Source organism: uncultured Litoreibacter sp. (genome assembly GCF_947487515.1).
Taxonomy (GTDB): Bacteria; Pseudomonadota; Alphaproteobacteria; order Rhodobacterales; family Rhodobacteraceae; genus Litoreibacter.
The window spans coordinates 312996-339233 of the sequence record NZ_CANKWO010000001.1; the positions used below are offsets into that span (position 1 = coordinate 312996).

A 26238-nucleotide genomic window follows, 5' to 3' on the forward strand; every position below is an offset into this window, starting at 1 on the left:
GCCTCCTCGCGACACCAACAAGGGAGAGACATATGAAATTGTCGCAGCGCATATTGGGGTTGACCGGAGGCACCTCGGATGGGTGGGAACTGTTTAACAAGGCGCGCCGGATGATTGACGACGGCGTTGCGGTAACAGAGCTGACCATCGGCGAGCATGACATCAGAACGCACCAATCGATCCTTGATGCAATGCATCGCTCCGCAAGTGCAGGCCATACCGGCTACGCCATGATTCCGGGCACCAATGAGTTGCGCGATGCCGTCGCCGCACGGGTCTTCGAGCGCACAGGCGTTCCAACCACCCGCGACAATGTGCTGATCACCCCAGGCGGGCAATCTGGATTGTTCTCCGCCCATAGCGCCCTTTGCGATGAAGGCGACGTGGCGCTTTTCTGCGACCCCTATTATGCCACCTACCCCGGAACTATTCGCGCCGTGGGGGCGGTGCCGCGCGCGGTTCCCTGCCGCTTTGAAAACTCGTTTGAGCCGTCGTTTCCGGACATTGTTGCCAAAACGCGAGACGCCAAAACCTTGTTGGTGAACTCCCCGAACAACCCTACGGGCGTGGTCTATTCGCGCGAAACCATGGAAGGCATCGCACGCGCCTGCTGCGAACATGACCTGTGGTGCATCTCTGACGAGGTCTATGACACGCAGGTTTGGGACGGCACCCATATCAGCCCTCGCACCCTTGACGGAATGTTGGACCGCACGCTGGTTATCGGCTCCATGTCCAAAAGCCATGCAATGACCGGCAGTCGGGTCGGTTGGGTCGTTGGGCCAGAGCCGGTCATCAAGGAGATGATCAACCTCGCCACTCATACCAACTACGGCGTGCCGGGCTACATCCAAGATGCAGCCGCATTTGCCATCGAAAGTGGCCAGCCGCTTGAAGACGAAATCGGCGCACCGTTCAAGCGCCGCCGGTCGTTGGGACAAGCTATCATCGCGCAACAAAACGCCGTGGGGTTGGTCCCTTCTTCGGGCGCGATGTATATGCTGCTTGATATCCGCAGCACGGGCCTAAGCGGCGATGAATTTGCCGATAGGCTGCTCGAAACCCACCACATCGCCGTCATGCCAGGGGAAAGCTTTGGCGCCTGTGCCGCGGGACATATTCGCGTGGCCATGACGGTTGAAGACAGCGCCTTCGAGACAGCGCTACATACGTTAGTCGACTTTGCAAAAGGGGTAGAATGATGAATTTTCGCGAGATGCACAAACCGGGTGACCCCTTCATATTGGCCAATGCATGGGATGTTGGGTCGGCCAAGATGCTGCAAGGCTTGGGCGCCAAAGCCATTGGCACGTCGTCAGCGGCCCATGCCTTCACCCTAGGCCGGACGGACGGGGGAAACGTTACCCGCGACGAGGCCCTCGCCCATGCCCAAGATTTGATCGCCGCGGTCGACATCCCTGTCTCTGGTGATTTTGAGGACGGCTTCGCAGAGGCCCCCGATGCCTGCGCGGAAACCGTGCGTCTGTCGGCAGAAATTGGCCTTGCCGGGATCTGTATTGAGGACACGATTGAAGCCTCAAACCAAGTGTATGACTTTGATCTGGCGGTGGAACGGGTGCGTGCAGCGGCCAGTGCTGCCAGTGCTGCGCGCGCTCTTGGTGACGATTTCTTCTTTGTCGCCCGCGCCGACGGGGTGATGACACAGGCCTATGACATCGAGGAAGCCCTGCGCCGCATTCGCGCCTTTGACCGCGCAGGCGCTGACGGGCTTTATGTCCCGATCCCGAACTCCATGGATGACCTCAAACGGATCATCGAGGCGACCGACAAGCCGGTCAATGTCTTGGCAGCGGGCCCCTACGCCAGACACAGCCACCAAGAATTCGCAGCCCTCGGGGCGGCACGCATCTCGATTGGGTCGGCTTTGGCCCGCGCCACGCATCGCATCATCCACGACGCAGGACGTTCGATGTTCGAACAGGGCGATTTCTCCGCTCTGACCCAAGGAATTTCGGGGGCAAAGGTGGACAAACTGATGAATTAAGGGGCATCAGAGCCGCAAAGTAATTTTGACGGGGTTTGATTGATGTTTCGGATTTTGATTGTACTGGCTGTGGCTTTGCTCCCAGCCCTTGGCCATGCGCAGGACAAGCTGCCCTACCCGCAGCATTATACAGTTCTGACCAATGACTTTGCCGACATCCTAAGCCCAGAGGCCGAAGCGGCGATCAATGCGGAACTTTCGGCGGCCCGCGCGCGCTCTGGCCGCGAAATGACGGTCGTGACCATTCGCTCGCGGGAGGATTACCTGCCCTCTGCCGACATCGTCAGCTTCTCCAAGGCGCTGTTCAACGGCTGGGGCATCGGCAACTCCGAGAAAAACGACGGCTTGCTGTTGCTGGTGGCCATCGATGATCGCGAAATCCGCATCGCCTTGGGCGCGGGATATCCGGCCCGCCAAGACGGCGTGGCTGCGCGGATCATCCAAACCCAAATTGTTCCCGCCTTCCGCGAGGGCCGCATCGCAGATGGCATTTTGGCGGGCACCCGTGCGGCGCTGTCTCAAATCCGCCACCCAAGTGATGCCGAGCCAACCCTCTCTGTCGTCCCCACTGGGGCGCAAGACATACAGCAGCGCCCCGTGGCAAAGCCCGAGGGGGTCGTGCAAAATGTGTTGGCCTTCATGGGGGACCACCCGCTTGGTGCGGCTTTCCTCGCCGCGCTCACCGCTCTCGCAGGGTTCTTCGGGGGGCGCTACGTTCAACGCTACCGCCCGCGCAAATGTCCGCAATGCGGCAACGTCATGTTGCGCCTAGGTCAGGCACAAGAAGATCAATATCTGGAACATGGCCAGCTGGTCGAAGAGCGGGTCAAATCCAAAGACTATGGCGTGTGGTTTTGCACCAATGACGAACATGTCACCGTCATCGGCTATCCGGTCTTGTTCTCGAAGAAGGCCGCCTGCCCGCAATGCAACTATCACACCTACGAAACCGAGCGCTTCGTCAAAACGCCAGCTACAACATCCTCGGAAGGCGTGGCGCAGTTGAATCACAGCTGCCACAACTGTCACCACAAGGCGACCGAGACAGTCAGCATCCCGCGTGTAACGGAGAGCAGCAACAGCAGGAGCTCGTTCAGTTCTGGCGGCAGCTCATCTTCCTCCTTTGGCGGTGGCAGCTCTTCGGGCGGAGGGGCGTCAGGCAGCTGGTAGCCTTTTGGTGACGCAAACAGACCCTGTTGGCGCAAATAGAACAGAATGACCTCTCTTTTGGCAGAACACTGACCTAAAGGGAGGAGACTGATGCAGCGATACGGATGCAAAACAGTTCTTGTGGCCCGTACCATCGGGGCCAGACGAGGCCGTGCAGCGCGTGGGGCACCAAGGCAGGTTTGATCGCAAACCTTCCCTTCCAGCCTCATCGAAAGCTCTCTGACATGAACGATCAAACTCCACCGTCGTCGCGCCGCTCCGGCGGACGCGCTGCGCGCCGCGCCATGCGTGCCGCCCCGCTCACCGCAGATCAACGCGCAATCAAACCGGGAATGAGCGGTGGCACATTGCGGGTTCTGAGCGACATAGATATTGCCAACATCCATCAGGCCGCCCTAACCGCCCTAGAGGAAATCGGCCTTGCAGATGCCCCCGATAGCGGCATTGAAATCTTGACATCTGCGGGCGCCATTTTGGGCGAAGACGGTCGCATTCGCTTTCCGCGCGCGCTGGTGGAAGACATGCTCGCAAAGGCCTGCAAGGAGGTCACGCTTCACGGGCGCAGGCCACAGAACGACCTGCAGCTTGGGGGCACACGCGTGCATTTCGGCACCGCGGGTGCTGCGGTGCACATGGTCGATGTCGATGGGCGCGACTACCGTGAAAGCACCGTGCAAGATTTATACGATGCGGCGCGCATTTCCGACCAACTCGACAATATCCACTTTTTGCAACGCCCGATGGTCTGCCGCGACATCGCCGACAACTTTGAGATGGATATGAACACCATCTACGCCTGCACCCGTGGCACGACCAAACACATCGGCACCTCCTTTACAGAGCCCGAATATGTCGCCGGAGCCTTGCAGATGTTGCATATGATCGCTGGCGGCGAACACGCTTGGCGCGCACGCCCTTTCGTGTCCAACACCAATTGCTTTGTGGTGCCACCGATGAAATTCGCCACAGAGGCCTGCCGTGTCATGGAGGAGTGCATCGACGGCGGCATGCCGGTGTTGCTGCTTTCCGCTGGCATGGCCGGCGCAACTGCCCCTTCCACCGTGGCGGGGGCTATTGTGCAAGCTGTCGCAGAATGCCTTGCGGGCGTGGTCTATGTGAACGCGATCAAACCGGGGCACCCGGCGATATTCGGGACATGGCCCTTCGGGTTGGACCTTCGTACCGGTGCGATGTCTGTGGGATCCGGAGAGCAAGCCTTGCTCACGGCAGGTTGCGCGCAAATGCACCAGTTCTATGGCATCCCTGGCGGCGCGGCCGCAGGGGCTTCGGACGCCAAGCTGCCCGATATGCAGGCCGGTTGGGAGCAAATGTGCTCCAATGTCATGGCCGGATTGTCGGGGTTGAATATGGTCTATGAGGCCGCAGGCATGCATGCCTCCCTACTGGGGTTTTGCCACGAGAGCCTGATCCTTGGCGATGATCTGATCGGCCAAGCCATGCGCTGTTTGCGTGGAATTGAGGTAACAGAGGAAACGCTGGCCTTGGATGTGATGCGCAGCACTTGCCTTGGAACAGACGGCACCAACGGGATCGGGCATTACCTAGGAGCAGAGCAAACCCTCAGCCGGATGCAAAGTGACTACGTCTACCCAAACCTCGGTGACCGGACGTCGCCCAAAGAATGGGCCGAAAAGGACAAACCCGACCTGCTGAAAATGGCCACCTTGAAGAAGGAGGAGTTGCTGGCGGCCCCTTGCGCGGCGGCGTTTGACCCATTGCTCGACAAGGCCATTCGGGAGGCATTCACCATCCATTTGACGGCGTAGACGCCCTAAATAAGCCCGCCATCAATGCTTTCAATAAGGCCCGCCCCGTCGTCTTTTGCGCCAAACTTGGCGACGCGGTGATGTCGAAAGCGCCCGCCCCATCGCGTGCCATAACTGCGTAGCACAGTGGCATCGTCGTCCTTATGGCCAAGCCAGCCTTCGGCTTCTTCGCCGTTCAGGATCACCGGCATTCTGTGGTGAAGAGAGGCGATGTCCGGCATCGCCTCGCGGGTCAAAATAGTGCAGGTTCTTGTTCCATCTTCACTTAAGGATTGCAGTCCGGCAAACATCATAATCGGTTGATTTTGCTCTACATAAATCCGGTGAGGTTGCTTCTTTCCCTTTTGGCCGGTCCATTCAAAATACCCAGAAGCCAGCACCAAACAGCGCCCCTTGTTCCATGCGCCTCGAAACGTGGGCTTTTCCCATGCGGTTTCGATCTTGGCGTTGAAGGTGGTGGCCTTCCATGCCTTCACGTCTCCCTTGTGCCACTGCGGCACGAACCACCAACGGGCAGTGCTCGAGACCAAGTGACCTGCGTCCTGCGGGTACAGCAGGCTCACCTGTTGTGTGGGGGCTATGTTGAAGCCGGTTTCCGCTTCGGGCGCAGACGCATCATCGATGATCGGTGTCGACGGATAAACATATCCGTTGATCACTGCCGCCATTTCAGCCTGCGTTTTGCCGCCGCCTATCAGTCGCCCACACATAGCAGTAGTTTGAGTTCATCCCGTGCCATTGTCCAGTCAATGCGGCGCTGGAGCCTTCCCGAAAGGTGATACGGCTTATCTGCGCGGACCATATGAATTGCCACCCATTGAGCGGCAAAGGCAATTAATAACAATTAGATAGAGAGCACACTTCAAGCAGAAAATGCCGCCTTTGAACCCTATTCGCGCGGCAGCGCCGCCGCCTCTTTGGCGATGACCGTGATCCCGTCCCAATCACCCGACTTCATTTTGTCCTTCGGCGCGACCCAAGATCCGCCCGCGCAGACCACATTGGGCAGGCTCAGATAAGACTGTGCATTGGATGGGCTGACCCCTCCGGTTGGGCAAAAACTGACTTGCGGGATGGGCGCGCCGATGGCCTTCAACGCAGGTGCACCGCCTGCAGCCTCGGCGGGAAAGAACTTCAACATCGTATAGCCGCGTTCAAGCAACCGCATGGCTTCGGTCGCTGAGGCAACCCCTGGCAAAATCGGCAAGCCCGCCTCTTCGCAAGCATCCAGCAAACGATCGGTGGCTCCTGGCGACACACCGAATTTCGCCCCCGCATCAATCGCGGCATGCACATCCTCTGGCGTCAGCAATGTTCCCGCCCCGACAACGCCGCCTTCGACCTTGGACATTTCTGTGATGACCTCAAGTGCGGCTGGGGTGCGCAGGGTCACCTCCAACGCTGGCAAACCGCCGGCGACCAACGCCTGCGCCAAAGGCTGCGCATGAGCCGCATCATCAACCACCAAAACAGGGACAATCGGCGCAAGCTCACAGATATCACGGGCGAGTTGGCTGGCTTGCATAGGTGTCATTGTCAAAGTCCTTTTAGGTTTACGGCTGAAAACTGAATTGCGCTGCTTTTAGAACAAGTCACGCGGTTAGACCACCACGGCGGCCCCATCCGCCGAAGTTCCGGCAGTTTGGCGAAACATGGAAAACAATTCGCGACCAATGCCGTGCGAATTGCTGCCAAGATCCGGCGTCGCGGCAGGGCGGCTGTCGACCCCAGAGGTCAAAACTTCCAACGTCCCTTGGGTCGCATCCAACCGGATCACGTCGCCATTCTGCAGCTTGCCGATCAACCCGCCATCAACCGCTTCGGGGCAGACGTGAATTGCAGCAGGCACCTTCCCCGAGGCCCCGGACATACGCCCGTCGGTCACCAACGCCACGTTCAACCCGCGATCTTGCAACACTGCCAGCACCGGCGTCAGGCCGTGAAGCTCCGGCATTCCGTTGGCCTTTGGGCCCTGAAAGCGCACCACGATGATGGTGTCGGAGGTGAATTCGCCCGCTTTGAACGCAGCTTTCACTGCGTCTTGTGTGTGAAAAACGCGCACAGGTGCTTCGATCGTCCGGCGCTCGGGTGCCACAGCCGAGACCTTGATCACCCCACGGCCCAGATTGCCCTGAAGCTGCTTCAAGCCACCTTGAGCGGCAAAGGGGTCCCTGACCGGACGCAGTATCCGGTCATTTTGGGAGGTCCTTGGGGCGTCTTCCCATGACAGCACCCCATCGCGAAGTTTCGGGTCCCGCGCATATGCCCCAAGCCCCGTGCCCATCACTGTGCGGGTGTCTGGATGCAGCAAACCTGCGTCCAACAGTTCCCCGATCATATAGGTCAGCCCGCCTGCCGCATGGAAGTGGTTCACATCCGCAAGACCGTTCGGGTACACGCGCGCCATCAGTGGCGTGGCGTCCGACAAATCCGACAGGTCTTGCAGATCAAGGATAACCCCTGCCGCACGGGCCATTGCGATGATGTGAATCACCAGATTGGTCGAGCCCCCCGTGGCCATCAACCCGACAAGCCCGTTCACAAAGGTTTTCTCGTCCAGAATGTCGCACACTGGGGTGTAGTCATCACCAAGTGCTGTGATCTCCAAGGCGCGTTGGGCGCCGTATTTTGTCAGGGCGTCGCGCATTTCGGTATTGGGGTTCACAAAGCTGGAGCCTGGCAAATGCAGCCCCATAAATTCCATCAACATCTGGTTGGAATTGGCCGTGCCATAAAAGGTGCAGGTACCTGGGGAATGGTAGGAGGCCATTTCCGCAGCCATAAGCGCGTCGCGACCAACCTCACCTGCTGCAAACTGTTGGCGCACTTTGGCTTTCTCGTCGTTGGGCAAGCCCGACGCCATGGGGCCTGCAGGCAGGAAAATTCCGGGAAGATAGCCAAAGGTCGCGGCGGCGATGACCAAACCCGGTACGATTTTGTCGCACACCCCTAGGTATACGGCAGCGTCAAAAGTGTTGTGGCTCAACCCGATGCCTGCCGCCAAAGCAATCACATCGCGCGAGAACAGCGATAGCTCCATCCCTACCTGACCTTGGGTCACGCCGTCACACATTGCAGGCACGCCACCCGCCACCTGAGCCGTGCCGCCAATTTCACGTGCCGCGGCCTTGATCAAATCGGGGTAGTCTTTGAAAGGCTGATGCGCCGACAACATATCGTTATAGGCCGAGATTATCCCAATATTTCCGCCCACCCCATCCAGCATCGGGGCCTGATCTTCCTCCATGGCCGCATAGGCATGCGCTTGATTGCCACAGGTCAAATGCCCTCGGCGGGGCCCTTCCTCGCTTGCGTGTCGCATCCGGTCCATATAGGCAGAGCGGGTCGGCTTCGAGCGATCAATGATACGTTGCGTCACGTCTTTGATGGTGGAATTGAGCGGCATGGCGTCCTCCGTAAACTACAAGTTTTATAGCTACGTTAGCGCTAACGGTAAAGCGCTTCGCTCCGCCCCAATTGCGCTGGAGTGACGCAGGCCGTATTGCAGGGCCCATGACAGAGTTCGACATCACAATCGCCCAACCGGAAGATGCAGTTTCACTGCTGCCAATGGTTCGCGCTTTGGCTGCCTTTCACGGGGATGTGCCAGAGGTGACGGAGCAAGATTTGCACCGTGACCTGTCGGACGGATGGCTTTACGGGCTTGTGGCAAGGTGCGAAAATCGCCCCCTTGGATACGCGCTTTTGACCCCGCAAGCACAGGCCCAATACGGGGCACGCGGAATGGACCTTCATCACCTATATGTTGAACAAAATCAGCGCGGTCATGGTGTCGGCTCCGCCCTCATCGCGTCTGCCGAAGCTTTGACTGTCGCGCGAGGCGGCTCGTATCTGATCATCGGAGCCGAAGCCGGAAATATCGCCGCGCAGCGGTTCTACCTCAGCCACGGCTATGAGACGCGCGCCTCCTCCGGCCAACGGTTTCGAAAAAACCTGCCCTAGCGGTAAAGCAGCGATTTCCCCTCGAAGAACAAATGCACCTTGGACGGGTCAGCGGTCATCGTCATCTCTGTGCCGCGCACATCGGGGTGTATGCCTTGCAACTTGGCGATAACCGGCTCTTGATCTGGATTGGATTTGGCAAAGTAAAGCTGGGTGACTTCGCCCAATGCTTCGACAATGTTTACTGTGCCACGGAAGGCGTAATCCCCGCCGTCGGTAACTTGCATGTCTTCGGGGCGAATGCCGACGTTGACCTGCAGCCCCATGTCCTGCGCGGTGGTAGGGATATGGGCCGCAAGAACGCCCTGCCCCTGCGCCAATGCAACGGTTGTGACCTCCCCCGTCCCGACGACTTCGCCCGAGAGCAAATTCATCGCAGGAGATCCGATGAACTGGGCGACGAACTCGTTCTGGGGCGTCTCGTAAAGCTCGAGCGGGCTGCCCACCTGCGCAACGCCCTTATCCGCCAAGACCACAATGCGGGTTGCCAGCGTCATCGCCTCAACCTGATCATGGGTGACGTAAATCATTGTCGATTGCGGCATGCTTTCCTTGAGCTGGGCGATTTCGATCCGCGTGGCGACCCGCAAGGAGGCATCCAAATTCGACAGCGGCTCGTCGAACAGATAGACCTTCGGGTCGCGCACAATCGAGCGCCCGATTGCCACCCGTTGCCGCTGCCCGCCCGACAACGCCTTGGGCAGGCGGTCAAGATAGTCTTCCAGCTGCAACACCTTCGCCGCACGCGCAACGGCTGCGTCAATTTCATCGGCAGGTTTCTTGGCCAGTTTCAGCGCAAAGGCCATGTTGTCGCGCACCGTCATATGCGGGTAAAGCGCGTAGCTTTGAAACACCATGGCGATCCCGCGCTGCGCAGGAGGCATGTCATTCATCACCTCGCCGTCGATTTGCAACTCTCCGGCGGTGATTTTCTCCAATCCTGCGATCATGCGCAGCAAGGTAGATTTACCGCAGCCCGAGGGGCCTACAAAAACGATCAACTCGCCGGCGGTGATATCCAGATTGATGTCTTTCAGCACCTCAACCGCGCCGCCGTAGGTTTTCCCAACCCCTGTGAGTTTCAAATCCGCCAAGAGAATTCCCCTTCAATTACCGTTTCAACGCGAAACACGGCTGCCACTGATCCAGATGAACACCCCCAAGGGCATCCGCGGTCGCGCCACCCAACTCGGTGCCAATGGCCCGCCACTCGCCCGCTGGCATCTGCAACACCGCAGGCCTATCCGACATGTTGAAGGCGCAAAAGATCGTCTGCCCCTCATGGCTACGCTGAAATTGCAGCACATCGCCTTGGGCTTGCGTCTGCGTCTGCGTCCCTTTCACCAACGCCGGATGCGCCCTACGGAAAGCCAAGACACGGCGGTAATGATGCAACGGGGCGCAAGGGTCGCTCTCTTGGGCGGCAACAGAGCGGGTCAGATGCGCCTGCCCCACAGGCAGCCACGCCTTGCCAGTAGAGAAGCCGCCATTGTGATTGGACAGCTCCCAAACCATCGGAGTGCGGCAACCGTCGCGCCCTTTGAATTCGGGCCAAAACTCTATGCCGTAGGGGTCTTGCAAGTCGTCAAAGGCGACATCCGCCTCCGGAAGGCCCAGCTCTTCGCCTTGGTACAAACACAGCGATCCGCGCAAAGCCCCCATCATGCTGGTGTAGCCGCACAACGCCTGAGGGCTCAGGTTCCAGCGTGTCGCATGGCGCACAACGTCATGGTTGGAAAAGGCCCAACACGCCCAACCATCAGGCGCTGCGGCCTCCAGTCGGGTCATGGTTTCCACCACGCCTTGGGCACTCAGCCGGTCTGGCGACAAGAACTCGAAGGCGTAACACATGTGAACACCTGTCTCGCCTGCGGTATAGGTCCCTAATAGCTCCAACCCCCGCTGTGCATCCCCCACTTCCCCTACGCAGGTCGCCGCTGGGTATTGATCCAGAAGCGCTCGAAAGCGGGCAAGAAAGGCCAGATTTTCAGGCTGGTTTTTGGAAAACAGATGCTCTTGGTGATTGTAGGGGTTTACCGAAGGCGCAATGGTGTCATTGCGGCGTTCCGGCGGTAGGGCCGGATTGTCGCGCAGCATTTTGTCGGCAAAATAAAAGTTGATTGTATCCAGACGAAACCCGTCCACTCCGCGCTCCAACCAAAATCTGGTGGCGTCCAGCAAGGCATCTTGCACTTGGGCGGAGTGGAAATTCAGGTCGGGCTGCGATGTCAGGAAATTGTGCAAATAATACTGCTCTCGTCGCGCGTCCCATTGCCACCCAGAGCCGCCAAAGATCGACAGCCAATTGTTTGGCGGCGTTCCATCCGGTTTCGGGTCCGCCCAGACGTACCAATCCGCCTTGGCATTGTCGCGATCCTTGCGGCTTTCGCGGAACCACGGGTGCTGATCTGATGTGTGCGACAGCACCAGATCAATCATCACCTTCACCCCCTTGTCATGCGCCGCGGCCACCAATGCGTCGAAATCGTCCAATGTGCCAAACATCGGGTCCACGTCGCAGTAGTTGCTGACGTCATAGCCGAAATCCTTCATCGGGGAGGTAAAGAACGGGCTGATCCAAATCGCATCCACCCCCAAGGAGGCGATATAAGGAATGCGTTGCGTGATCCCAATCAAATCGCCGATGCCATTGCCGGTGCTGTCTTGAAAACTGCGCGGGTAAATCTGGTAGATCACCGCTCCGCGCCACCAATCCTTGTCCGGCGCCATTGCCGCTGTAATTTCTGTATCCATTTGGGTCACGGAGTTCGTCCTATCTATTTCACCGAGCCAGCCAGAAGACCGCGCACCAGATAGCGTTGCATTGTAAAGAAAACGATCAAAGGCACAGCAATCGACACGAAGGCCGCCGCCGCCAAAATCCCCCAATCCCCGCCCTTGGAGCCCAGAAGATCATCGGCAATTTTCACAGTCATGACCCAGCTTTGCGAATTTGACGGCAAGAACACTTTGGCCACGAGCAAGTCATTCCACGTCCACAAAAACTGGAAAATCGCGAAGGACGCCAGCGCTGGAAAGCTCAGTGGCAGCACGATCTTGGTGAACACCTGAAAATCTGTGGCCCCGTCGACTTTGGCACTTTCGATGATATCTCTCGGCAGCCCGACCATGTAATTGCGCAAAAGATAGATCGCCAAAGGCAGCCCGAAGCCGGTGTGCGCCATCCAGATACCAAGGAAGCTTTGGCCGATGCCAACTTTGTTGTGCAACGTCAGCAATGGCACCAAGGCCAGCTGCAAGGGCACAACCAGAAGCCCCACAACCAAGGCGATCAGGAAACCACGGCCTTTGAAATCCATCCAAGCAAGCGCGTAAGCTGCGAAGGCCGCGATCAGGATCGGGATGATGGTCGCGGGAATGGTCACCGTCAAAGTATTTATGAATGCGAGGTCCATGTTATCGGAGGCCAGAATTGTACGGTAATTGGCCAGCGAAAATTCGGGCGGGCTGGCTGCCGAAAAATAGATCGACGGATCTCGTTTGATCTCCACCGGTGATCGGTAGTCATAGCGCCCGTCTGCATAAACCGTCAGCGTCCGTCCTTTGGTCAGCTTTGCCGTATGCCCTGCCGCGAACTCCACAGGGGCCGCGCGCTTCCCGCCAAATCGCGCGACAACGCCCGCCCCCTCTGCAAAAACGTTACCGGAGAGAACGCGCATATCTCCGTCAACGATCACGCCGTCTTTGGGGGCTTTGAACTTGTGGTTCTGCTCCACCGGAAAAGGCGACAACCACCACCCTGTGGCGCTAATTTGGTCGCGGTCACGAAAGGAGGAGATCAGCAGCCCCACCGTCGGGATCAGCCAGATCACCACCAACATCACAACCGAGATATTCACCACCCAAGACAAGGATGATTTAGTTCCGGCAATGCTGTTCATCGCTCTGCCTCCGCACGGGCTTGACGGATGTTCCAGATCATCACCGGCAGCACGATCACCATAATAACAAAGGCCACCGCCGTGGCGCGACCATCATCGCGGAACATGTAACTCATCATGTAGCTGGGCAATATGTCGGTTCCGAAGTTGCCGCCGGTCATCGTGTAGACGATGTCGAACACCTTCAGCACAAGGATGGTAATCGTCGTCCAGACCACCACAATCGTGCCCTTGATTTGCGGCACTTTGATCCGAAAGAACACTTGAAACGGGTTGGCCCCATCGATGATGGCCGCCTCCACGGTTTCCTCTGGAATGCCGCGCAAAGCAGCACTTAAGATCACCATGGCAAAGCCGGTTTGAATCCAGACCAGAATGAACATCAAGAAGAAGTTGTTCCAGAACGGCAGCTGCAAAGGATCAAGCGGCGCGGCGCCAAAACTGTCGCGGATCGCGTTGATGAGCCCGATGTCGGGATTGTTTGCATAGACAAACTTCCATATCAGCGACGCCCCCACAAATGAGATCGCCATTGGCATGAAAATAAGGGATTTGGCTATATTCCCCCAAACCAGCCGGTCCGTTAACTGTGCCACCAACAACCCGAGAAAAGTCGCCCCCGCAGGCACCACAAGCACCCAAAGGAAATTGTTCACCAATGCTGTTTGAAACCCGTCGTCAGCAAACATGACGCGGTAATTGCCAAAGCCGATGAACAGCTCGCCGCTGCGGTTAAACAAGGACCGGTAAAAGGAGCCCACAACCGGATACAGCAGGTACAGCGACATGGCGCAAAGGGCCGGAAGTAAGAACAACCAAGGGCGCACCATGTTGGCGCGGTTGATGTTTCGGCCGGAATTCTTGGACCCAACGGGGAAGATAACCTTATCAAGGATCAGGTTGGAGGCATAAAAATACCCCACGCAACCGCCCACACCGATCAGAATGGTTAGCATTCCTTGGATCATCGGGGACACTGGGCAATCCTCTCGGCAAAGAAACAATGAGGTTGCGAGCGGAACACCCCCTCGCAACCTCTAGGCTTGGGGTCTACTGGATCGCGTCCCAACGGGTTTGAATACCCTTGGCGACCTCGGCGGCATCCGTGCCGGTGACATAGTCAACCATACCGGTCCAAAACGCGCCTGCGCCAATTTCTCCTGGCATCAAGTCAGAGGCGTCAAAGCGGAAGGTCGTGGCGTTCTGCAAGATTTCACCCTGCGCGCGCAGGCTGTCGTCCGAATAGGCCGCAAGGTTAACGCCCGCATGCGCCGTCAAGAATCCGCCCTGCGTCATCCACAACTCATGCGCGATGGGCAACTTCATGAACTCGATCATCGCATGGGCCGCATCAGACGGGTTGGTGATCGCAAATAACGCCCCCGCCCCAAGAACCGGCTTGCCTAAATCTTTGTCCGCGAAGGCTGGGAAGTAGAAGAAATCCACATCCTCACCCATTTCCGTTCCCTCAGGGAAGAAGGCCGGAATGAAGGACGCCTGACGGTGCATGTAACATTTTTGCGGGATGGTGAACAAACCTGCGGGGCTGTCGCGGAAATCCGTGCTGGCCACCGCCGCTGCCCCGCCGTCAACATAGGCGTCATTGCGCGCGAAGGCGCCAAAGGCTTCAATCGCTGCAATCACTTTGGGATCATCAAACTTCATCTCATTGGCGACCCATGCGTCGTAATCTTCAGGCGTGTTGGTGCGCAGCATCATGTCCTCGACCCAATCTGTCGCAGGCCACCCTGTTGCCGCGCCTGATCCCAGACCGATACACCAAGGCGTTCCGCCGTCAGCGACGATCTGATCGGTCAACGCCTTCAGCTCTTCCATCGTTTCAGGGATGTCGTAGCCGCCTTCGTCAAAGGCCTCGGGCGAATACCACACCAGCGACTTCACATCGACGCGGTAGAACATGCCGTAAAGCTGGTCCGCGCCGTCTTTGTCCGCATAGGTGCCCAAATCAACCCACGACTGACCCGCCGCAAAATTGTCTTTGACCCAATCCCCGGTGCCTTTGGCCAAGGGGGTCAGCAACCCTTGGCTTGCCATATCTGCGGCAAGGCCGGGTTGTGGAAAGGCTGCCAAATTCGGGGCCGAGCCAGAGCGCGCGGACACGACGATGTCCTGCTCGAAGCTGTCAGAGCCGGAATAATTCACCTCCGCCCCTGTGGCGGCGGTGAAATAGGCAAAAACTTTCTCTACCTTCTCTTTTTCGTTGCCAGTCCACGCGCCGGTGATTGTGACGGTTTGCCCCGACAAATCCGTGGCATCCGCAAACGCATTATAGCTGCCCCATGTGAAGTCGCCGCCGTCAGTTCCATATGCGAGATGCCCATCTGCAAAGGCCGCTCCGCTGAACAAGGCCGCAATCGCAACCGAGGCTGTTAACGTATTCTTCATCATATCCTCCCAGATACTGCGCGTATGGCGCGCAATGATTTAGACCGCTCCGAGAATCATTTCCAAAGCGCTTTGAATTGCGATGACCGTGCCGCAGCCAATCTGCCCTGTCAACAACCCCAGTTACAAATCGACTGTTCGCCTATGCTGCAAGGTTATCGCTGCGCCTCTCAAACACATATCTCGATAAAACCCCTTTGACGCCGAGCAAAACTCGCCGTAACAATCACCCCCATATCCAAAGCGCTTTGGAGACTTGGAAAGGTTTGTAATAGTGAATTTACGAGAATTATCAGACCTGCTTGGGCTTTCTCAGACGACCGTCAGTCGTGCCCTGAACGGCTATCCTGAGGTCAAGGAAGCCACCCGCAAACGCGTAACCGAAGCTGCGAACGCCCATAATTACCACCCCAATACCCGCGCCAAAAGTCTCGCGACGGGTCGCACGATGTCGATCGGGCATGTGATCCCCCTGTCCAGCCAGCATGAGATGGTCAACTGCGTGTTCTCGGATTTTATTGCTGGCGCTGGCGAATCCTATGCGCGTCACGGCTATGACATGCGGGTGTCCGTGGTGGATGACCTGAAGGAGGCGGACGCCTATAAGACCCTTGCGACCACTGGAAAAGTGGACGGGGTTATCGTCCATGGACCGTTGGTTAATGACGAACGCATCCCGCTGTTGGTTCAACTGGGCCTGCCGTTCGTGGTGCATGGCCGCTCCAGCGATTGCACCACCCCCTATAGCTGGCTGGACGTGAATAATATCTCTGCCTTCAAACGCGCCACTGATTTCTTGCTAGATCTGGGGCATAAACGCGTGGCTTTGATCAACGGATTGGAGACCATGGATTTCGCCATGAGGCGGCGCGAGGGATACGCAAATGCGCTGGCGGATCGCGACATTCCACTGGATGCGGCTCTCACCTATAGTTCCGAAATGACGGAGCCGTTCGGCTACGCCAAAACCTGTGAAATGCTGGATGCCGCGGAGCCTCCTACCGCCATCATTACCTCCTCCCTTATACCCGCCCTCGGCGTGCGTCGTGCGGTTGAGGAACGCGGTCTAACAATCGGAAAAGACGTGTCAATTATCTGTTTCGATGATGCGTTGTCCTACCTGCCCAACGGCGCGGGATCCCCGATATTCACCGCGGCGCGATCCTCTGTGCGGGATGCAGGCCGCAGATGTGGCGAGATGCTGATGGATCAAATTGAAGGCCGCACGTCGGGCCCTGTCCATGAGTTGTGGGAAGCCGAACTTGTGGTTGGGCAGTCCACCGGCCCTGCCCCAAACCGCTAAAGGCGCATCACCATGAATTTCACCCGATCCGACTTCCCCGACGGCTTCCTGTTTGCCGCAGCGACTTCTGCCTATCAGATCGAAGGTCACGGCTTTGGCGGCGCGGGCCGCACCCATTGGGACGATTTCGCCGCGACCCCTGGAAATGTCTTGCGCGGGGACCATGGCGCCATCGCCTGCGATCACTATCACCGCTATGAAGACGACTTGGATTTGATGGAAGGAATGGGCCTTGATGCCTATCGGTTCTCGACCTCATGGGCCCGTGTTTTACCCGAGGGCCGAGGGCAGCCAAACCCGCAAGGCCTTGATTTCTATGACCGTCTTGTGGATGCAATGCTGGAGCGCAACCTGAAGCCAATGGCCACGCTTTACCATTGGGAACTGCCATCCACACTTGCGGATCTAGGCGGGTGGCGGAACCCCGATTTGCCCAAATGGTTCGCCGACTACACCCGTGTCATTATGGACCGGATTGGTGATCGCCTGTATTCGGTGGCCCCAGTTAATGAACCGTGGTGCGTCGGGTGGCTCAGCCATTTCTTGGGTCAACATGCCCCCGGAGTGCGCGACATCAGGGCAACCGCCCACGCGATGCACCACATCCTTTGCGCCCATGGCCGCGCGGTTGAAGTCTTGCGCGACTTGAACATCAGCAATGTCGGCGCGGTGTGCAACTTTGAGTACGCCCACCCCGCAACGCAGAGCGCGGCCGACATAAAGGCCGCCGCCCTTTATGACGGGTATTACAACCGTTTCTTCATTGGGGGACTGTTCAAAGGAGCCTACCCCGAGAACGTCATGCAAGGCCTAGAGCCACATATGCCAAAGGGCTGGCAAGATGACTTTCCCCTGATTGGTCAGAAACTCGACTGGCTGGGGTTAAACTACTATACCTGTAAAAGAATCTCAGCCAACACAGAGGCTTGGCCGTCCCACAGCGAAGTCGAAGGACCGCTGGATAAAACGCAAATGGGCTGGGAAATCCACCCCGAGGGATTGCATCATTTCCTGACATGGGTGAGCCAAACCCACACCGGCGATCTGCCGCTCTATGTAACAGAAAATGGCATGGCCAACCCAGATGTTCTGGCCACAGCTGATACTCCCCGCATGGATTATCTGAACCAGCATCTGGATGCCGCCCGCCGCGCAATTGCCGATGGTGCGCCGCTGAAGGGCTACACTTTTTGGTCCTTGCTGGACAATTATGAGTGGGCTTTGGGCTATGAAAAGCGCTTCGGTTTGGTTCACGTTGACTTCGAGACGCTTGAACGCACGCCCAAAGCCTCTTACCACGCGCTATCAAAAGCCCTGAAAGCGTAACGATATGAGCCGCCCCGCCGACATCTATTCCCTTGTTGCCGACATTGGCGGCACCAACACGCGCGTGGCCTTGGCTGAGGGCACCCGCCTGCTCACCGATACTGTCACCCGCTATGCGAATAAGGATTACGCAGGGCTTGAGGCCGTTCTAAGCGCCTACATCGACGCCCAAAAGGTTACGTGCAAAGGCGCCTGTGTGGCACTGGCCGGTCCCGTCACAGACGGGCGCGGGGTTATGACCAATCTAAATTGGGAAATAGACGAGGTGACTTTGGCACGGGCCACCGGATCAAACGCCGCCTATCTTTTGAACGACTTGCAAGCGCAGGGCCATGCCTTGGGATCCCTTCCCGAGGGCGCGGTAAGCCAATTGGTGTCAGGGCAAACGCCCCGCCCGCTCGACAGCCAAACCAAGCTGGTGATTGGCGTTGGCACCGGCTTCAATGTCGCCCCTGTTTATGAAACACGCGGCGGGCGCCACGTCCCCCCGTCTGAAAGCGGGCATTCAAATCTGCCGGTCCGGAATGCGCAAGAGCTGCGTCTGGCCCAACACTTCGAGACAACTCATGGATTTCCGGCGATAGAGGACATGCTGTCAGGGCGCGGGTTAGAGCGTATCTACACATGGATTGGCATCGAAGCCGGAGAGCCTCGCGATGCCAGCGCTGCGGAGATCATGGCAGGGTTCGAGAATGGCACCGATGCGCGGGCGCGCGCGGCAGCAGGCATGTTCGTACAAATGTTGGGCACGGTCGCGGGTAACCTGGCGCTCATTCATTTGCCGTTCGGGGGGGTGTATTTCTCCGGCGGTGTTGCCCGTGCTTTGGCCAAGCATTTTGGCCCTCTTGGATTCGAACACTCCTTCCGCGACAAAGGCCGCTTTGCCCAGTTCATGGCACAGTTTGACGTGGGGGTGATCGAGGACGATTTTGCGGCCCTCACTGGCTGCGCAAACTATCTGGCGGCCGTTGAAAAAAGCCCGAACAATGGGCCTTCACAGGTGTGAAACCGTTTTCACACCTTATTCACACCCACTAAGCCATTGATTTAAAGCAATTAAAATTACCCACCTAACGCAGCGTTAACTAAACTCTTGCTCGAGACATATAGTTTGGAGCAGAGTTTCTACAGAAGCGGAGAGTGAGCCGCTTTGTTTTAGTACCAAACTCTACTTGACGCCCGGCGGCGCTGCTCTCGACGAGGATTACCCCTTTGCAGGCCGCCGGGCACGACAACCCAAGATGGCGCATCGGTGTGTCCCCACACCTCCCCAGTTTTTGCGCTTGAACCTAAGAGCCCTCTTGCACTGTTCTCCCTGAGCAAGAGGGTCACTGGTGCCCTCGCCTACCCGTCTGACTTATAGCCGTAGATCCAGTCTTGCTGACGATGAACCGTTGTAACAGACAGCCGTGAAGCAATTGCCATTGGGCCATAGGTCATCAATTGCCCTAGCATGGATCGTTGATGAAACATGCGCGCGTTCCGTGCGGATCGGTCCTGCACCCGCGTCACACGCGGCTTTCGCCCCCCCTCGTATCGTAGCAAGGCTTGCGAAATGTCCGAAGTGTGCTCCAGCTCATCAGCCAACACCACCGCGTCCTCCAACGCCATAACCGCACCTTGCGCCATTGAAGGCAGCATTGGATGTGCCGCATCTCCCAGCAATGTCACAGGCCCGTCGCACCAAGAGGCCAAAGGCGGCCGCCCGAATAGCGCCCAGCGGAACATTCCCTCGGACGCCCTCAGAACGGATGTCAAACAAGGCTGCCAGTCGCCAAAATCCTTCAATGCGTCCTCCCTCTTTCCAGGGATCGACCATCCTTCTTCTTGCCAGTCGTTTTGCTCGACGATCCCCACGAAGTTCACGTGACTGCCGCCGCGCACCCGTGTCGTCACCGCATGTTTTCCGCGCCCCGCCCAGATCACGCCATAGGGCGGCGGCGCGTCATCCCCCAAGGCCGCGACAGGCACCACAGTCCGCCACGCCACCTGACCGGTAAAGCGCGCACGGTCCGCCCCGTTCATCTGATTGCGAATGACCGAACGCACACCGTCCGCGCCGACCAGCACATCACCGAAGACGCGGTCGCCCCGCTCCAGATAGACCGAGGCCCCGCCCCGTTCGCGCACATATCCGGTTATTTTTGCATTTGTGCGCACCCGCGCAGTGGCCTGCGCCCGGAGCGCTTGCAGCAGCCCGTTGTGCAGGTCTGCGCGGTGAATTTGCACAAACCGCTGCCCCCAGCGATCCTGCGCATAGCCCTTCATCGGCAGGCGAAACACCCGCCGGTTTGAGCGCCCCATGCGCAGCTCAATGGCTTCCGGCTCAAACAATGCGTCTTCTATCAATGGCACGACCCCAAGCCGCTCCAACACCGCCATGCCGTTGGGGCTGATCTGTAGCCCCGCACCGACTTCCGTCATTTGAGGGGCTTGCTCCAAGACCTCGACGTCCCAGCCGTTGCGGGCCAAAGCCAGCCCACAGGCCAATCCGCCAATACCGCCGCCTGCAATTACTGCGCGTCTTGTCGTCATGAATTTCGCCACCCGATTAGTTTTGCCGAAAGATACGCAGGATACGGGTGGCGCGAAAGACCTTGACTGCGCATAGTGGCAAAACACCGCTCGGAGCCGCTCAATGCCATTGCCCCAAATACCGCTTTCCACCGTGCGCCTTCACCACATGGCGCGCCACCGCCTGTGCGAAGCCCCAACCGGCACCGCGAAAGGCAGCGACCTGCATCAATTGATGCAAGACCTGACCTTTGTGCAGCTCGACAGCATCAACACAGTGTCACGTGCCCATCACATGATCCTGCACGCAAGGCGCACCAATTACCGCCCTCGCGCGTTGGACAAGCTGATGTCCGACCGCTTGGCCTTTGAGCATTGGACCCATGATGCCTCCCTCATCGAGATGGAGAACTTCGCCCATTGGAAACTCAAGTTTGCCCGCGATGCGGTGATCGTAAAGGCCCGCTACAAGAACTGGCGACGCGACGGGTATGAAGAGAAGTTCAATACGGTCTTGCAACATATCGCAGACAACGGGCCTTGTTGCTCGTCAGACGTTGGCAAGGATGAAAAGAAGGGCTCTGGCGGGTGGTGGGATTGGCATCCGTCCAAAACCGCGCTGGAATATCTTTGGCGGGCGGGCAAGCTATCGGTCACGCACCGCAAAGGGTTTCGCAAGTTTTACGACCTGACGGAACGGGTCATCCCAAAGGCCCATCTGGCGGCAAGCTTCACGCCGGAAGAAACCATTGACCATGCCTGCGCCACCGCCTTGGACAAGCTCGGTTTTGCGACCTCCGGTGAAATAGCCGCATTTTGGGACATGATTACCCCCGCCGAGGCCAAGGCGTGGTGCGCCGCGCAGCTGGCCGCGGGTGATCTGGTTGAGGTCGAGCTGCAAACCGCCCAAGGCGGCAAGCCGCGTCGGTCCTTCATGCGCCCGACGACGCTGGATACCCCTTTGCCCGAACCCACCAAACGTATCCGCATCCTGTCTCCCTTTGATCCCGCACTGAGGGACCGCAAACGCACCGAGCGTTTGTTCGGTTTTCACTACCGCATCGAAGTTTTCGTGCCCGCCCCCAAACGCCAATACGGCTACTATGTGTTCCCCGTTCTGGAGGGCGATCGCCTGATCGGGCGCATCGACATGAAGGCGGACCGCGCCCGCGATACTATGGCCGTGCGCGCCTTCTGGCCTGAAAGCGGCGTCAAACTGGGCACTGGGCGTATCAAAGCCCTCAGCACAGCGATTGAGCGCAGTACGCGGCTCGCGGATGTCACAGATGTGGACTACGCCGCCGATTGGCTACGCTAGCTCTTGATCACATTGCCTTTTGCAGCGATGACTGCTGTACCATATTCGGAGGCACCAATGACTGAGACCCAGCTACGAGAGCAGATTTGCATGCTCGCGAAATCCATGTTTGATCGCGGCCTGACAGGCGGCTCAACCGGCAATATCTCGGCCCGCACCGATGATGGTGGCTTGCTGGTCTCGCCGACGGGGACCTCCTTCGGGCGATTGGACCCTGGTCGCCTGTCGCGCTTTGACGCCTCGGGCCAGCTGATCAGCGGTGACAAACCTACCAAAGAAATGCCACTCCACACTGCGTTCTACGATACACGTTCGACCGCAGGGGCCGTCGTTCATCTACATGCTTGCCATTCCGTGGCTTGGTCGATGATGCCCGATGTCGACGAAGACAACTTCCTGCCCCCCCTGACGCCCTATGCCATCATGAAACTGGGCAAGGTCAAACTGCTGCCCTTCTTCCTGCCGGGTGATCCACAGATGGGGGAAGCCGTGCGCGGCTTGGCGGGGAAACGCACAGCCGTCATGCTGGCCAACCACGGGCCGGTGGTGGCCGGTAAGGACATTGAGGCCGCCTGCAACGCGATTGAAGAGCTGGAGGACACCGCCCGTTTGGCAATCATGATGCGCGGCTTTGACGCCAACGCCCTGAGCCCGCAGCAGGTCCAAAACCTTGTTACGAAGTTTGACGTGCAGTGGGACTGAAGATGGAGTTCTCTGCGAACCTTGGCTTTTTGTGGGATGAGCTGCCACTGCCGGACGCAATCCGAAAGGCCAAAGATGCAGGTTTTTCCGCCGTCGAGCTGCACTGGCCCTATGCCACCCCATCCGCGGATGTTCGCGCAGCATTGGCCGACACCGGCCTGCCCTGTTTGGGGTTGAACACACAACGCGGTGACGTCAGCGCCGGCGACAATGGCTGCGCAGCCATCCCGGGGCGCGAAGCCGAGGCGCGCCGATACATTGACGAAGCGCTGGCCTATGCACGCGATATCGGCGCGATGAGTGTTCACGTCATGGCAGGGTTCACCGACCGAAGCCCCGCCTCTAAGGCCACTTTCGCGCAAAACCTGCGCTATGCCTGCACACAAGCGGCCCTGACCCAACGCACGATCCTGATCGAGCCACTGAACACCCAAGACGCCAAAGGGTATCACATATCCACGGTTCCAGAAGCGCAAGATGTGCTGGCCAATGTTGACTTGCCGAACCTGAAAATCATGTTTGACTGCTATCACTTACAGATCATGCAGGGCAATTTGGCCCATCTGTTTGAAACCTGCCAAGCTCAGATCGGTCACGTGCAGTTTGCTGCAGTTCCAGGCCGCGGCGAGCCGGACACCGGAGAGATCAATTACCGGTGGTTATTGCCTGAGTTGACCCGATTGGGTTGGGCTGGGCCGTTTGGCGCAGAATATAAGGCCCGCGGGACCACCGACAGTGGTTTGGGCTGGATGGATGACTACCGCTAGGCTCCTGAGGATTACCCCCATCAACTTCGCCTTAGCCCAATCGCTCTAGCGAGTTGGCGTTGTCTCGGGCCGGTTTCAGATCGCGACACATGTCCGCATTGGTGCAAAACGTCCTTGCGGTCGCCCCGTAGCTTTCCAACCCAATTGCCCCAAGCGCAAGCACCGGCAACAGGCTAAGGACATTCATGCGTTGGGTAGAACTCAACGCCGCCAATCCCATGGGGCCCGGGTAGAAACTTTCGGACGGGCAGTTTTCCGCAAAGACAATCTGATGCTGAGCGAACAGCAGATGCACATAGGTTACCTTTTTCACCCCATGTGCGACGCGAAATCCGGCCCCCGCTTTGCGCGCAAGGTGAATGGCCCGCACCAGTTGTTCCGGCCCACCGCGAGGACAGGCGACCATCCCGTGTTGTCTCGAGACCAGCATGTCGCGTGAGTTCCCCAAGGCCCCTTTCTTGATCAAAACCGGCCGCGCTTTGGGATTATCGCGCAGCTCCTGTTCCGACATATCTGTCTGCCCCACCCACATCACCTGTTGCGGGCCATTGTCTGCAGTATCGACCAGATCGCCCGCTTTCAATGTCTCGACTAGCCGGTCCCCAAAAGGGGTTCGATTAAGCGTACCACTTGTGAAGCAGGGAACCCCCATACTGTGCAAGGCGGGCAAGGTGACGCTGGCGGGCGAGACGCCGAATAGGGTGATGCTTTCGCCGTTTGGAAAGCTCAATACCGCATTCCCAGAGCCGTCATCCGTCACCGTCACATCAGTGTAGGTCACCGGATCGCTGCTGGCATTTGTCAGCCCCGAGACATCCAGTTGGTCGTTGGTGAACCCGTCGTCGTCGGGGTCCCCCATGTCGAAGTCGTAGATGATGTCATTCCCTGCCCCGTCGGCATAGACAAAGATGTCATCCCCTGCGCCGCCCGTCAGTTGGTCGTCCCCTGCGCCGCCCGTAAGGATGTCATCCCCGTCTTCGCCGAACAGCTGATCTTGGCCGGTTCCGCCATCGGCGACATCCTCACCTTCGCCCAAGTAGATCCTGTCGTCTCCACTCCCGCCGGTGACCGTATCGTCCCCTCCAAAGGTATACGTCTTAATGCCCACCCCATCAGCGGAGGCATCAATCGTATCGCCGTAGTCCCATGTCCCCCAAATCTCTTCAATGTCTTGAAAGGAGTCATTGGCGCTTGTGCCATCGAAGTCAAACGTGCCCGCTTCGTTGCCCGTATAGGTAACCGACACGCCTTGGGTGCTGACAACATTGGTCAACATTATTGTATCCCACCAGCCGCCGCCGTCGATGATCGAGGTTCCGTCGTCATCCTCAATATGGAACCGGTCATTGCCGTCGTTGCCGATCAGCGTGTCCGTTCCAGCGCCACCATGCAGCATATCCGCGCCGCTTCCGCCCGTGAGGCTGTCGTCACCTTCGCCCCCATAGATCGTGTCATCGCCGGCACCTGCATCAACGACATCATCGCCGCCCGCTGCGTTAACGACATCATCGCCGTCCCCTGCGAAGATCAAGTCAGACCCGCTGCCCGTCGTGACCGTATCCGCGCCCCCCAATGTATGGAGCTCTAGGTTCTGGCTGGTGCTGGCCGCGTTCACCGTGTCATCATATTCGGTGGTGGACAGTTCCTCGATCTGGCTGAAGCTGCCATTGGTCGAGGAGCCGTCAAAGGTGTAACTGCCAGATTCCCAACCGTCGAAAGTGACCGTAACCCCTTGAGTGGTCGTGTAATTTGCAAATGTCAGATGATCCCAGTCGGTACCTCCCTCGCCACCTTGCAAGTTCACCACATCATGGTCATCGGTTACGGATATAACATCCGCCCCATCGCCGCCGTAAATCCAGTCATTGCCCGCAGCACCGGTTAAATAGTCGTCCCCTGTCCCGCCATAGATGGTGTCGTCGCCCATTCCGCCGATGATGCTATCATTGCCAGCGTCACCATAAATGGTGTTGGTGCCAGATCCCGTCGCGAAGGACCCGATGACGTCATCCCCGTCCCCGCCGTAGATCACGTCATTTCCGTCGCCAAATATCACCGTATCATTGCCGCCTGCGGCATTTATGGTGTCATCGCCCGTCCCAGCATAAATATCGCCATCGGTGTCTTGAATAAGCTCCCCACCGGCTGTGCCGTTTAAGGTATCCGCCCCCGTAGTGCCATAGATGGCATCTATGTAGTCAGTCACAGTGCCCGCTTCACCAGTGGGGAACCCTGTCGCATCATCGGGCACAAAGTAAAAACTGCCCCCGACATCGTAAAACATCCCAGCAGAATCGCCGACTGTACTCGGGTAGTTTACGACCGCCGTTCCTTCTGGGTTATAGCTGGAAGTGTCAAAGGATGTGGTCGCGCCCCCGCCCGAGATTAAGTCGCCATTCGACGGCCCAGCGGCCCCCATGTCCGAGAAGATTAAGTATCCGGTAACTGTCGGCATGGCGTCCACATTCTTTGCTGCTTCCCAAAACCTAGGACGGCAATCTTAAGAATTGTTCAGCCCCACCTGTCATTTGCCTTAGTCACGGAGCCCCACCGGCAACCGCACCCGATAAAATCGCATAAAGGGACACAAATAGTGCCGTCGACACGGGGACGAAATTCACTGAAGTCTGTAAAATAATTTTATATTTCAGTCCATTAGAAGGTCAGCCCACTAGCAAAGCCAATCGTCACGAGGGCGAAAGCTCCTGCTAAAAATTCAACCAAATTTTCGGTAGAATTCAACATATCAATCCGCAAAACAGGCCCCGGTAGATGTGATCTAAGCCACGGCTGTTAAGGCACAGCTTTATGGGACACGGTCGAACGAGCACCACTGGAGGATGAAATCCTCTCACCCCCCGTTCTGGGCATGCACAGCTGAGCACCAAAGGCCCAAGACTAGTAACCACCTTGGCAGCCAAGGCGAAGAACGGATCTCAAGTCAAAGAAGATAATGGCGGACAGACAGTCCGCCACACGAAGCCCCCAAGCTACTATAAAACATTAATTAAAAATGGATTCCTAAAATTAATACCACAGAATATACCACCTTGCGCTGCAAAAACGATTTACTCG

The 26238-nt window shown here is 57.9% G+C and carries 21 protein-coding genes; 11 read left to right on the forward strand and 10 right to left on the reverse strand.

Translation table 11 applies throughout. From position 1 onward, the window contains the following. Nucleotides 1-32 precede the first annotated feature (32 nt). From Q0746_RS01515 to Q0746_RS01530, 4 genes are all read left to right on the forward strand, one after another. Nucleotides 33-1202 (forward strand): pyridoxal phosphate-dependent aminotransferase, encoded by a 1170-nt coding sequence (locus Q0746_RS01515; RefSeq protein ID WP_298256500.1) that lies wholly within the window; start codon nucleotides 33-35, stop codon nucleotides 1200-1202. After that, nucleotides 1199-2005 carry an isocitrate lyase/phosphoenolpyruvate mutase family protein gene (locus Q0746_RS01520; RefSeq protein WP_298256502.1) on the forward strand — a complete coding sequence of 269 codons (807 nt, stop codon included), beginning with the start codon at nucleotides 1199-1201 and terminating at the stop codon, nucleotides 2003-2005. Before Q0746_RS01515 ends, Q0746_RS01520 begins: the two co-directional genes overlap by 4 nt. A gap of 42 nt (nucleotides 2006-2047) precedes the next feature. Next, complete coding sequence (locus tag Q0746_RS01525; protein WP_298256504.1) at nucleotides 2048-3175, forward strand: TPM domain-containing protein; 1128 nt, start codon at nucleotides 2048-2050, stop codon at nucleotides 3173-3175. Nucleotides 3176-3399: 224 nt separating this feature from the next. Next, nucleotides 3400-4962 carry a trimethylamine methyltransferase family protein gene (locus Q0746_RS01530; RefSeq protein ID WP_298256506.1) on the forward strand — a complete coding sequence of 521 codons (1563 nt, stop codon included), beginning with the start codon at nucleotides 3400-3402 and terminating at the stop codon, nucleotides 4960-4962. Nucleotides 4963-4967: 5 nt separating this feature from the next. On the opposite strand, the gene Q0746_RS01535 is transcribed toward Q0746_RS01530, so the two are convergent. The 3 genes from Q0746_RS01535 to edd form a co-directional block, all read right to left on the reverse strand. Beyond that, the gene (locus Q0746_RS01535; protein ID WP_298256508.1) at nucleotides 4968-5672 is read right to left on the reverse strand and encodes an SOS response-associated peptidase; all 705 of its coding nucleotides are present in this window, start codon (nucleotides 5670-5672) and stop codon (nucleotides 4968-4970) included. Between the two features lie 179 nt (nucleotides 5673-5851). Further along, entirely contained in the window at nucleotides 5852-6502 is a 651-nt protein-coding gene (gene eda / locus Q0746_RS01540) for a bifunctional 4-hydroxy-2-oxoglutarate aldolase/2-dehydro-3-deoxy-phosphogluconate aldolase (RefSeq protein ID WP_298256510.1), read from the reverse strand. A gap of 60 nt (nucleotides 6503-6562) precedes the next feature. Beyond that, on the reverse strand, nucleotides 6563-8368 hold the full coding sequence (edd, locus tag Q0746_RS01545; RefSeq protein WP_298256512.1) for a phosphogluconate dehydratase: 1806 nt from the start codon (nucleotides 8366-8368) through the stop codon (nucleotides 6563-6565). A gap of 107 nt (nucleotides 8369-8475) precedes the next feature. On the opposite strand from edd, the gene Q0746_RS01550 reads away from it, so the two are divergent. Beyond that, nucleotides 8476-8925, forward strand: a complete 450-nt coding sequence (locus Q0746_RS01550; protein WP_298256514.1) for a GNAT family N-acetyltransferase — start codon at nucleotides 8476-8478, stop codon at nucleotides 8923-8925. Here Q0746_RS01550 and ugpC read toward each other — a convergent pair. The 5 genes from ugpC to Q0746_RS01575 form a co-directional block, all read right to left on the reverse strand. Then, complete coding sequence (gene ugpC, locus Q0746_RS01555; protein WP_298256516.1) at nucleotides 8922-10019, reverse strand: sn-glycerol-3-phosphate ABC transporter ATP-binding protein UgpC; 1098 nt, start codon at nucleotides 10017-10019, stop codon at nucleotides 8922-8924. The two genes, Q0746_RS01550 and ugpC, sit on opposite strands and share 4 nt — an antisense overlap. Before the next feature lie 16 nt (nucleotides 10020-10035). After that, entirely contained in the window at nucleotides 10036-11679 is a 1644-nt protein-coding gene (locus tag Q0746_RS01560; protein WP_298258018.1) for an alpha-glucosidase, read from the reverse strand. Between the two features lie 23 nt (nucleotides 11680-11702). Beyond that, nucleotides 11703-12827 (reverse strand): carbohydrate ABC transporter permease, encoded by a 1125-nt coding sequence (locus tag Q0746_RS01565; protein WP_298256518.1) that lies wholly within the window; start codon nucleotides 12825-12827, stop codon nucleotides 11703-11705. Next, complete coding sequence (locus Q0746_RS01570; RefSeq protein WP_298256520.1) at nucleotides 12824-13804, reverse strand: sugar ABC transporter permease; 981 nt, start codon at nucleotides 13802-13804, stop codon at nucleotides 12824-12826. The genes Q0746_RS01565 and Q0746_RS01570 overlap by 4 nt, the downstream gene beginning before the upstream one ends. 73 nt (nucleotides 13805-13877) lie before the next feature. Then, nucleotides 13878-15233 carry an ABC transporter substrate-binding protein gene (locus tag Q0746_RS01575; protein ID WP_298256522.1) on the reverse strand — a complete coding sequence of 452 codons (1356 nt, stop codon included), beginning with the start codon at nucleotides 15231-15233 and terminating at the stop codon, nucleotides 13878-13880. Nucleotides 15234-15507: 274 nt separating this feature from the next. Between Q0746_RS01575 and Q0746_RS01580 the strand changes: the two genes are divergently transcribed. Genes Q0746_RS01580 through Q0746_RS01590 form a run of 3 tightly spaced genes read left to right on the forward strand, consistent with a single transcriptional unit; the run spans nucleotide 15508 to nucleotide 18868 of the window. Then, the gene (locus tag Q0746_RS01580) at nucleotides 15508-16536 is read left to right on the forward strand and encodes a substrate-binding domain-containing protein (RefSeq protein ID WP_298256524.1); all 1029 of its coding nucleotides are present in this window, start codon (nucleotides 15508-15510) and stop codon (nucleotides 16534-16536) included. Nucleotides 16537-16548: 12 nt separating this feature from the next. Beyond that, the gene (locus tag Q0746_RS01585; protein ID WP_298256526.1) at nucleotides 16549-17862 is read left to right on the forward strand and encodes a GH1 family beta-glucosidase; all 1314 of its coding nucleotides are present in this window, start codon (nucleotides 16549-16551) and stop codon (nucleotides 17860-17862) included. Between the two features lie 4 nt (nucleotides 17863-17866). Beyond that, the gene (locus Q0746_RS01590; RefSeq protein ID WP_298256528.1) at nucleotides 17867-18868 is read left to right on the forward strand and encodes a glucokinase; all 1002 of its coding nucleotides are present in this window, start codon (nucleotides 17867-17869) and stop codon (nucleotides 18866-18868) included. Nucleotides 18869-19206: 338 nt separating this feature from the next. Here the strand turns inward: Q0746_RS01590 and Q0746_RS01595 are convergent, their stop codons facing one another. After that, nucleotides 19207-20397, reverse strand: a complete 1191-nt coding sequence (locus Q0746_RS01595; RefSeq protein WP_298256530.1) for an FAD-dependent monooxygenase — start codon at nucleotides 20395-20397, stop codon at nucleotides 19207-19209. A 103-nt stretch (nucleotides 20398-20500) separates the two neighbouring features. Between Q0746_RS01595 and Q0746_RS01600 the strand changes: the two genes are divergently transcribed. From Q0746_RS01600 to Q0746_RS01610, 3 genes are read left to right on the forward strand one after another with little or no spacing between them, the layout of a single operon-like run. Next, nucleotides 20501-21694 carry a crosslink repair DNA glycosylase YcaQ family protein gene (locus Q0746_RS01600; protein WP_298256532.1) on the forward strand — a complete coding sequence of 398 codons (1194 nt, stop codon included), beginning with the start codon at nucleotides 20501-20503 and terminating at the stop codon, nucleotides 21692-21694. 57 nt (nucleotides 21695-21751) lie between these two features. After that, nucleotides 21752-22396 (forward strand): aldolase, encoded by a 645-nt coding sequence (locus Q0746_RS01605; RefSeq protein ID WP_298256534.1) that lies wholly within the window; start codon nucleotides 21752-21754, stop codon nucleotides 22394-22396. 2 nt (nucleotides 22397-22398) lie between these two features. Further along, a complete protein-coding gene (locus Q0746_RS01610) occupies nucleotides 22399-23163 on the forward strand; it encodes a TIM barrel protein (RefSeq protein WP_298256536.1) in 765 nt (254 codons plus the stop codon). A gap of 31 nt (nucleotides 23164-23194) precedes the next feature. Here Q0746_RS01610 and Q0746_RS01615 read toward each other — a convergent pair whose 3' ends face one another. Next, entirely contained in the window at nucleotides 23195-25618 is a 2424-nt protein-coding gene (locus tag Q0746_RS01615) for a Hint domain-containing protein (RefSeq protein ID WP_298256538.1), read from the reverse strand. Nucleotides 25619-26238 lie beyond the last annotated feature (620 nt).

Bases quoted from the DNA above. Each gene is read 5' to 3' on its own strand.
- Q0746_RS01515 (WP_298256500.1), top strand. From the start codon at position 33: ATGAAATTGTCGCAGCGCATATTGGGGTTGACCGGAGGCACCTCGGAT.
- Q0746_RS01520 (WP_298256502.1), top strand. From the start codon at position 1,199: ATGATGAATTTTCGCGAGATGCACAAACCGGGTGACCCCTTCATATTG.
- Q0746_RS01525 (WP_298256504.1), top strand. From the start codon at position 2,048: ATGTTTCGGATTTTGATTGTACTGGCTGTGGCTTTGCTCCCAGCCCTT.
- Q0746_RS01530 (WP_298256506.1), top strand. From the start codon at position 3,400: ATGAACGATCAAACTCCACCGTCGTCGCGCCGCTCCGGCGGACGCGCT.
- Q0746_RS01535 (WP_298256508.1), bottom strand. From the start codon at position 5,672: ATGTGTGGGCGACTGATAGGCGGCGGCAAAACGCAGGCTGAAATGGCG.
- edd (WP_298256512.1), bottom strand. From the start codon at position 8,368: ATGCCGCTCAATTCCACCATCAAAGACGTGACGCAACGTATCATTGAT.
- Q0746_RS01550 (WP_298256514.1), top strand. From the start codon at position 8,476: ATGACAGAGTTCGACATCACAATCGCCCAACCGGAAGATGCAGTTTCA.
- Q0746_RS01560 (WP_298258018.1), bottom strand. From the start codon at position 11,679: ATGGATACAGAAATTACAGCGGCAATGGCGCCGGACAAGGATTGGTGG.
- Q0746_RS01565 (WP_298256518.1), bottom strand. From the start codon at position 12,827: ATGAACAGCATTGCCGGAACTAAATCATCCTTGTCTTGGGTGGTGAAT.
- Q0746_RS01575 (WP_298256522.1), bottom strand. From the start codon at position 15,233: ATGAAGAATACGTTAACAGCCTCGGTTGCGATTGCGGCCTTGTTCAGC.
- Q0746_RS01585 (WP_298256526.1), top strand. From the start codon at position 16,549: ATGAATTTCACCCGATCCGACTTCCCCGACGGCTTCCTGTTTGCCGCA.
- Q0746_RS01590 (WP_298256528.1), top strand. From the start codon at position 17,867: ATGAGCCGCCCCGCCGACATCTATTCCCTTGTTGCCGACATTGGCGGC.
- Q0746_RS01595 (WP_298256530.1), bottom strand. From the start codon at position 20,397: ATGACGACAAGACGCGCAGTAATTGCAGGCGGCGGTATTGGCGGATTG.
- Q0746_RS01600 (WP_298256532.1), top strand. From the start codon at position 20,501: ATGCCATTGCCCCAAATACCGCTTTCCACCGTGCGCCTTCACCACATG.
- Q0746_RS01605 (WP_298256534.1), top strand. From the start codon at position 21,752: ATGACTGAGACCCAGCTACGAGAGCAGATTTGCATGCTCGCGAAATCC.
- Q0746_RS01610 (WP_298256536.1), top strand. From the start codon at position 22,399: ATGGAGTTCTCTGCGAACCTTGGCTTTTTGTGGGATGAGCTGCCACTG.
- Q0746_RS01615 (WP_298256538.1), bottom strand. From the start codon at position 25,618: ATGCCGACAGTTACCGGATACTTAATCTTCTCGGACATGGGGGCCGCT.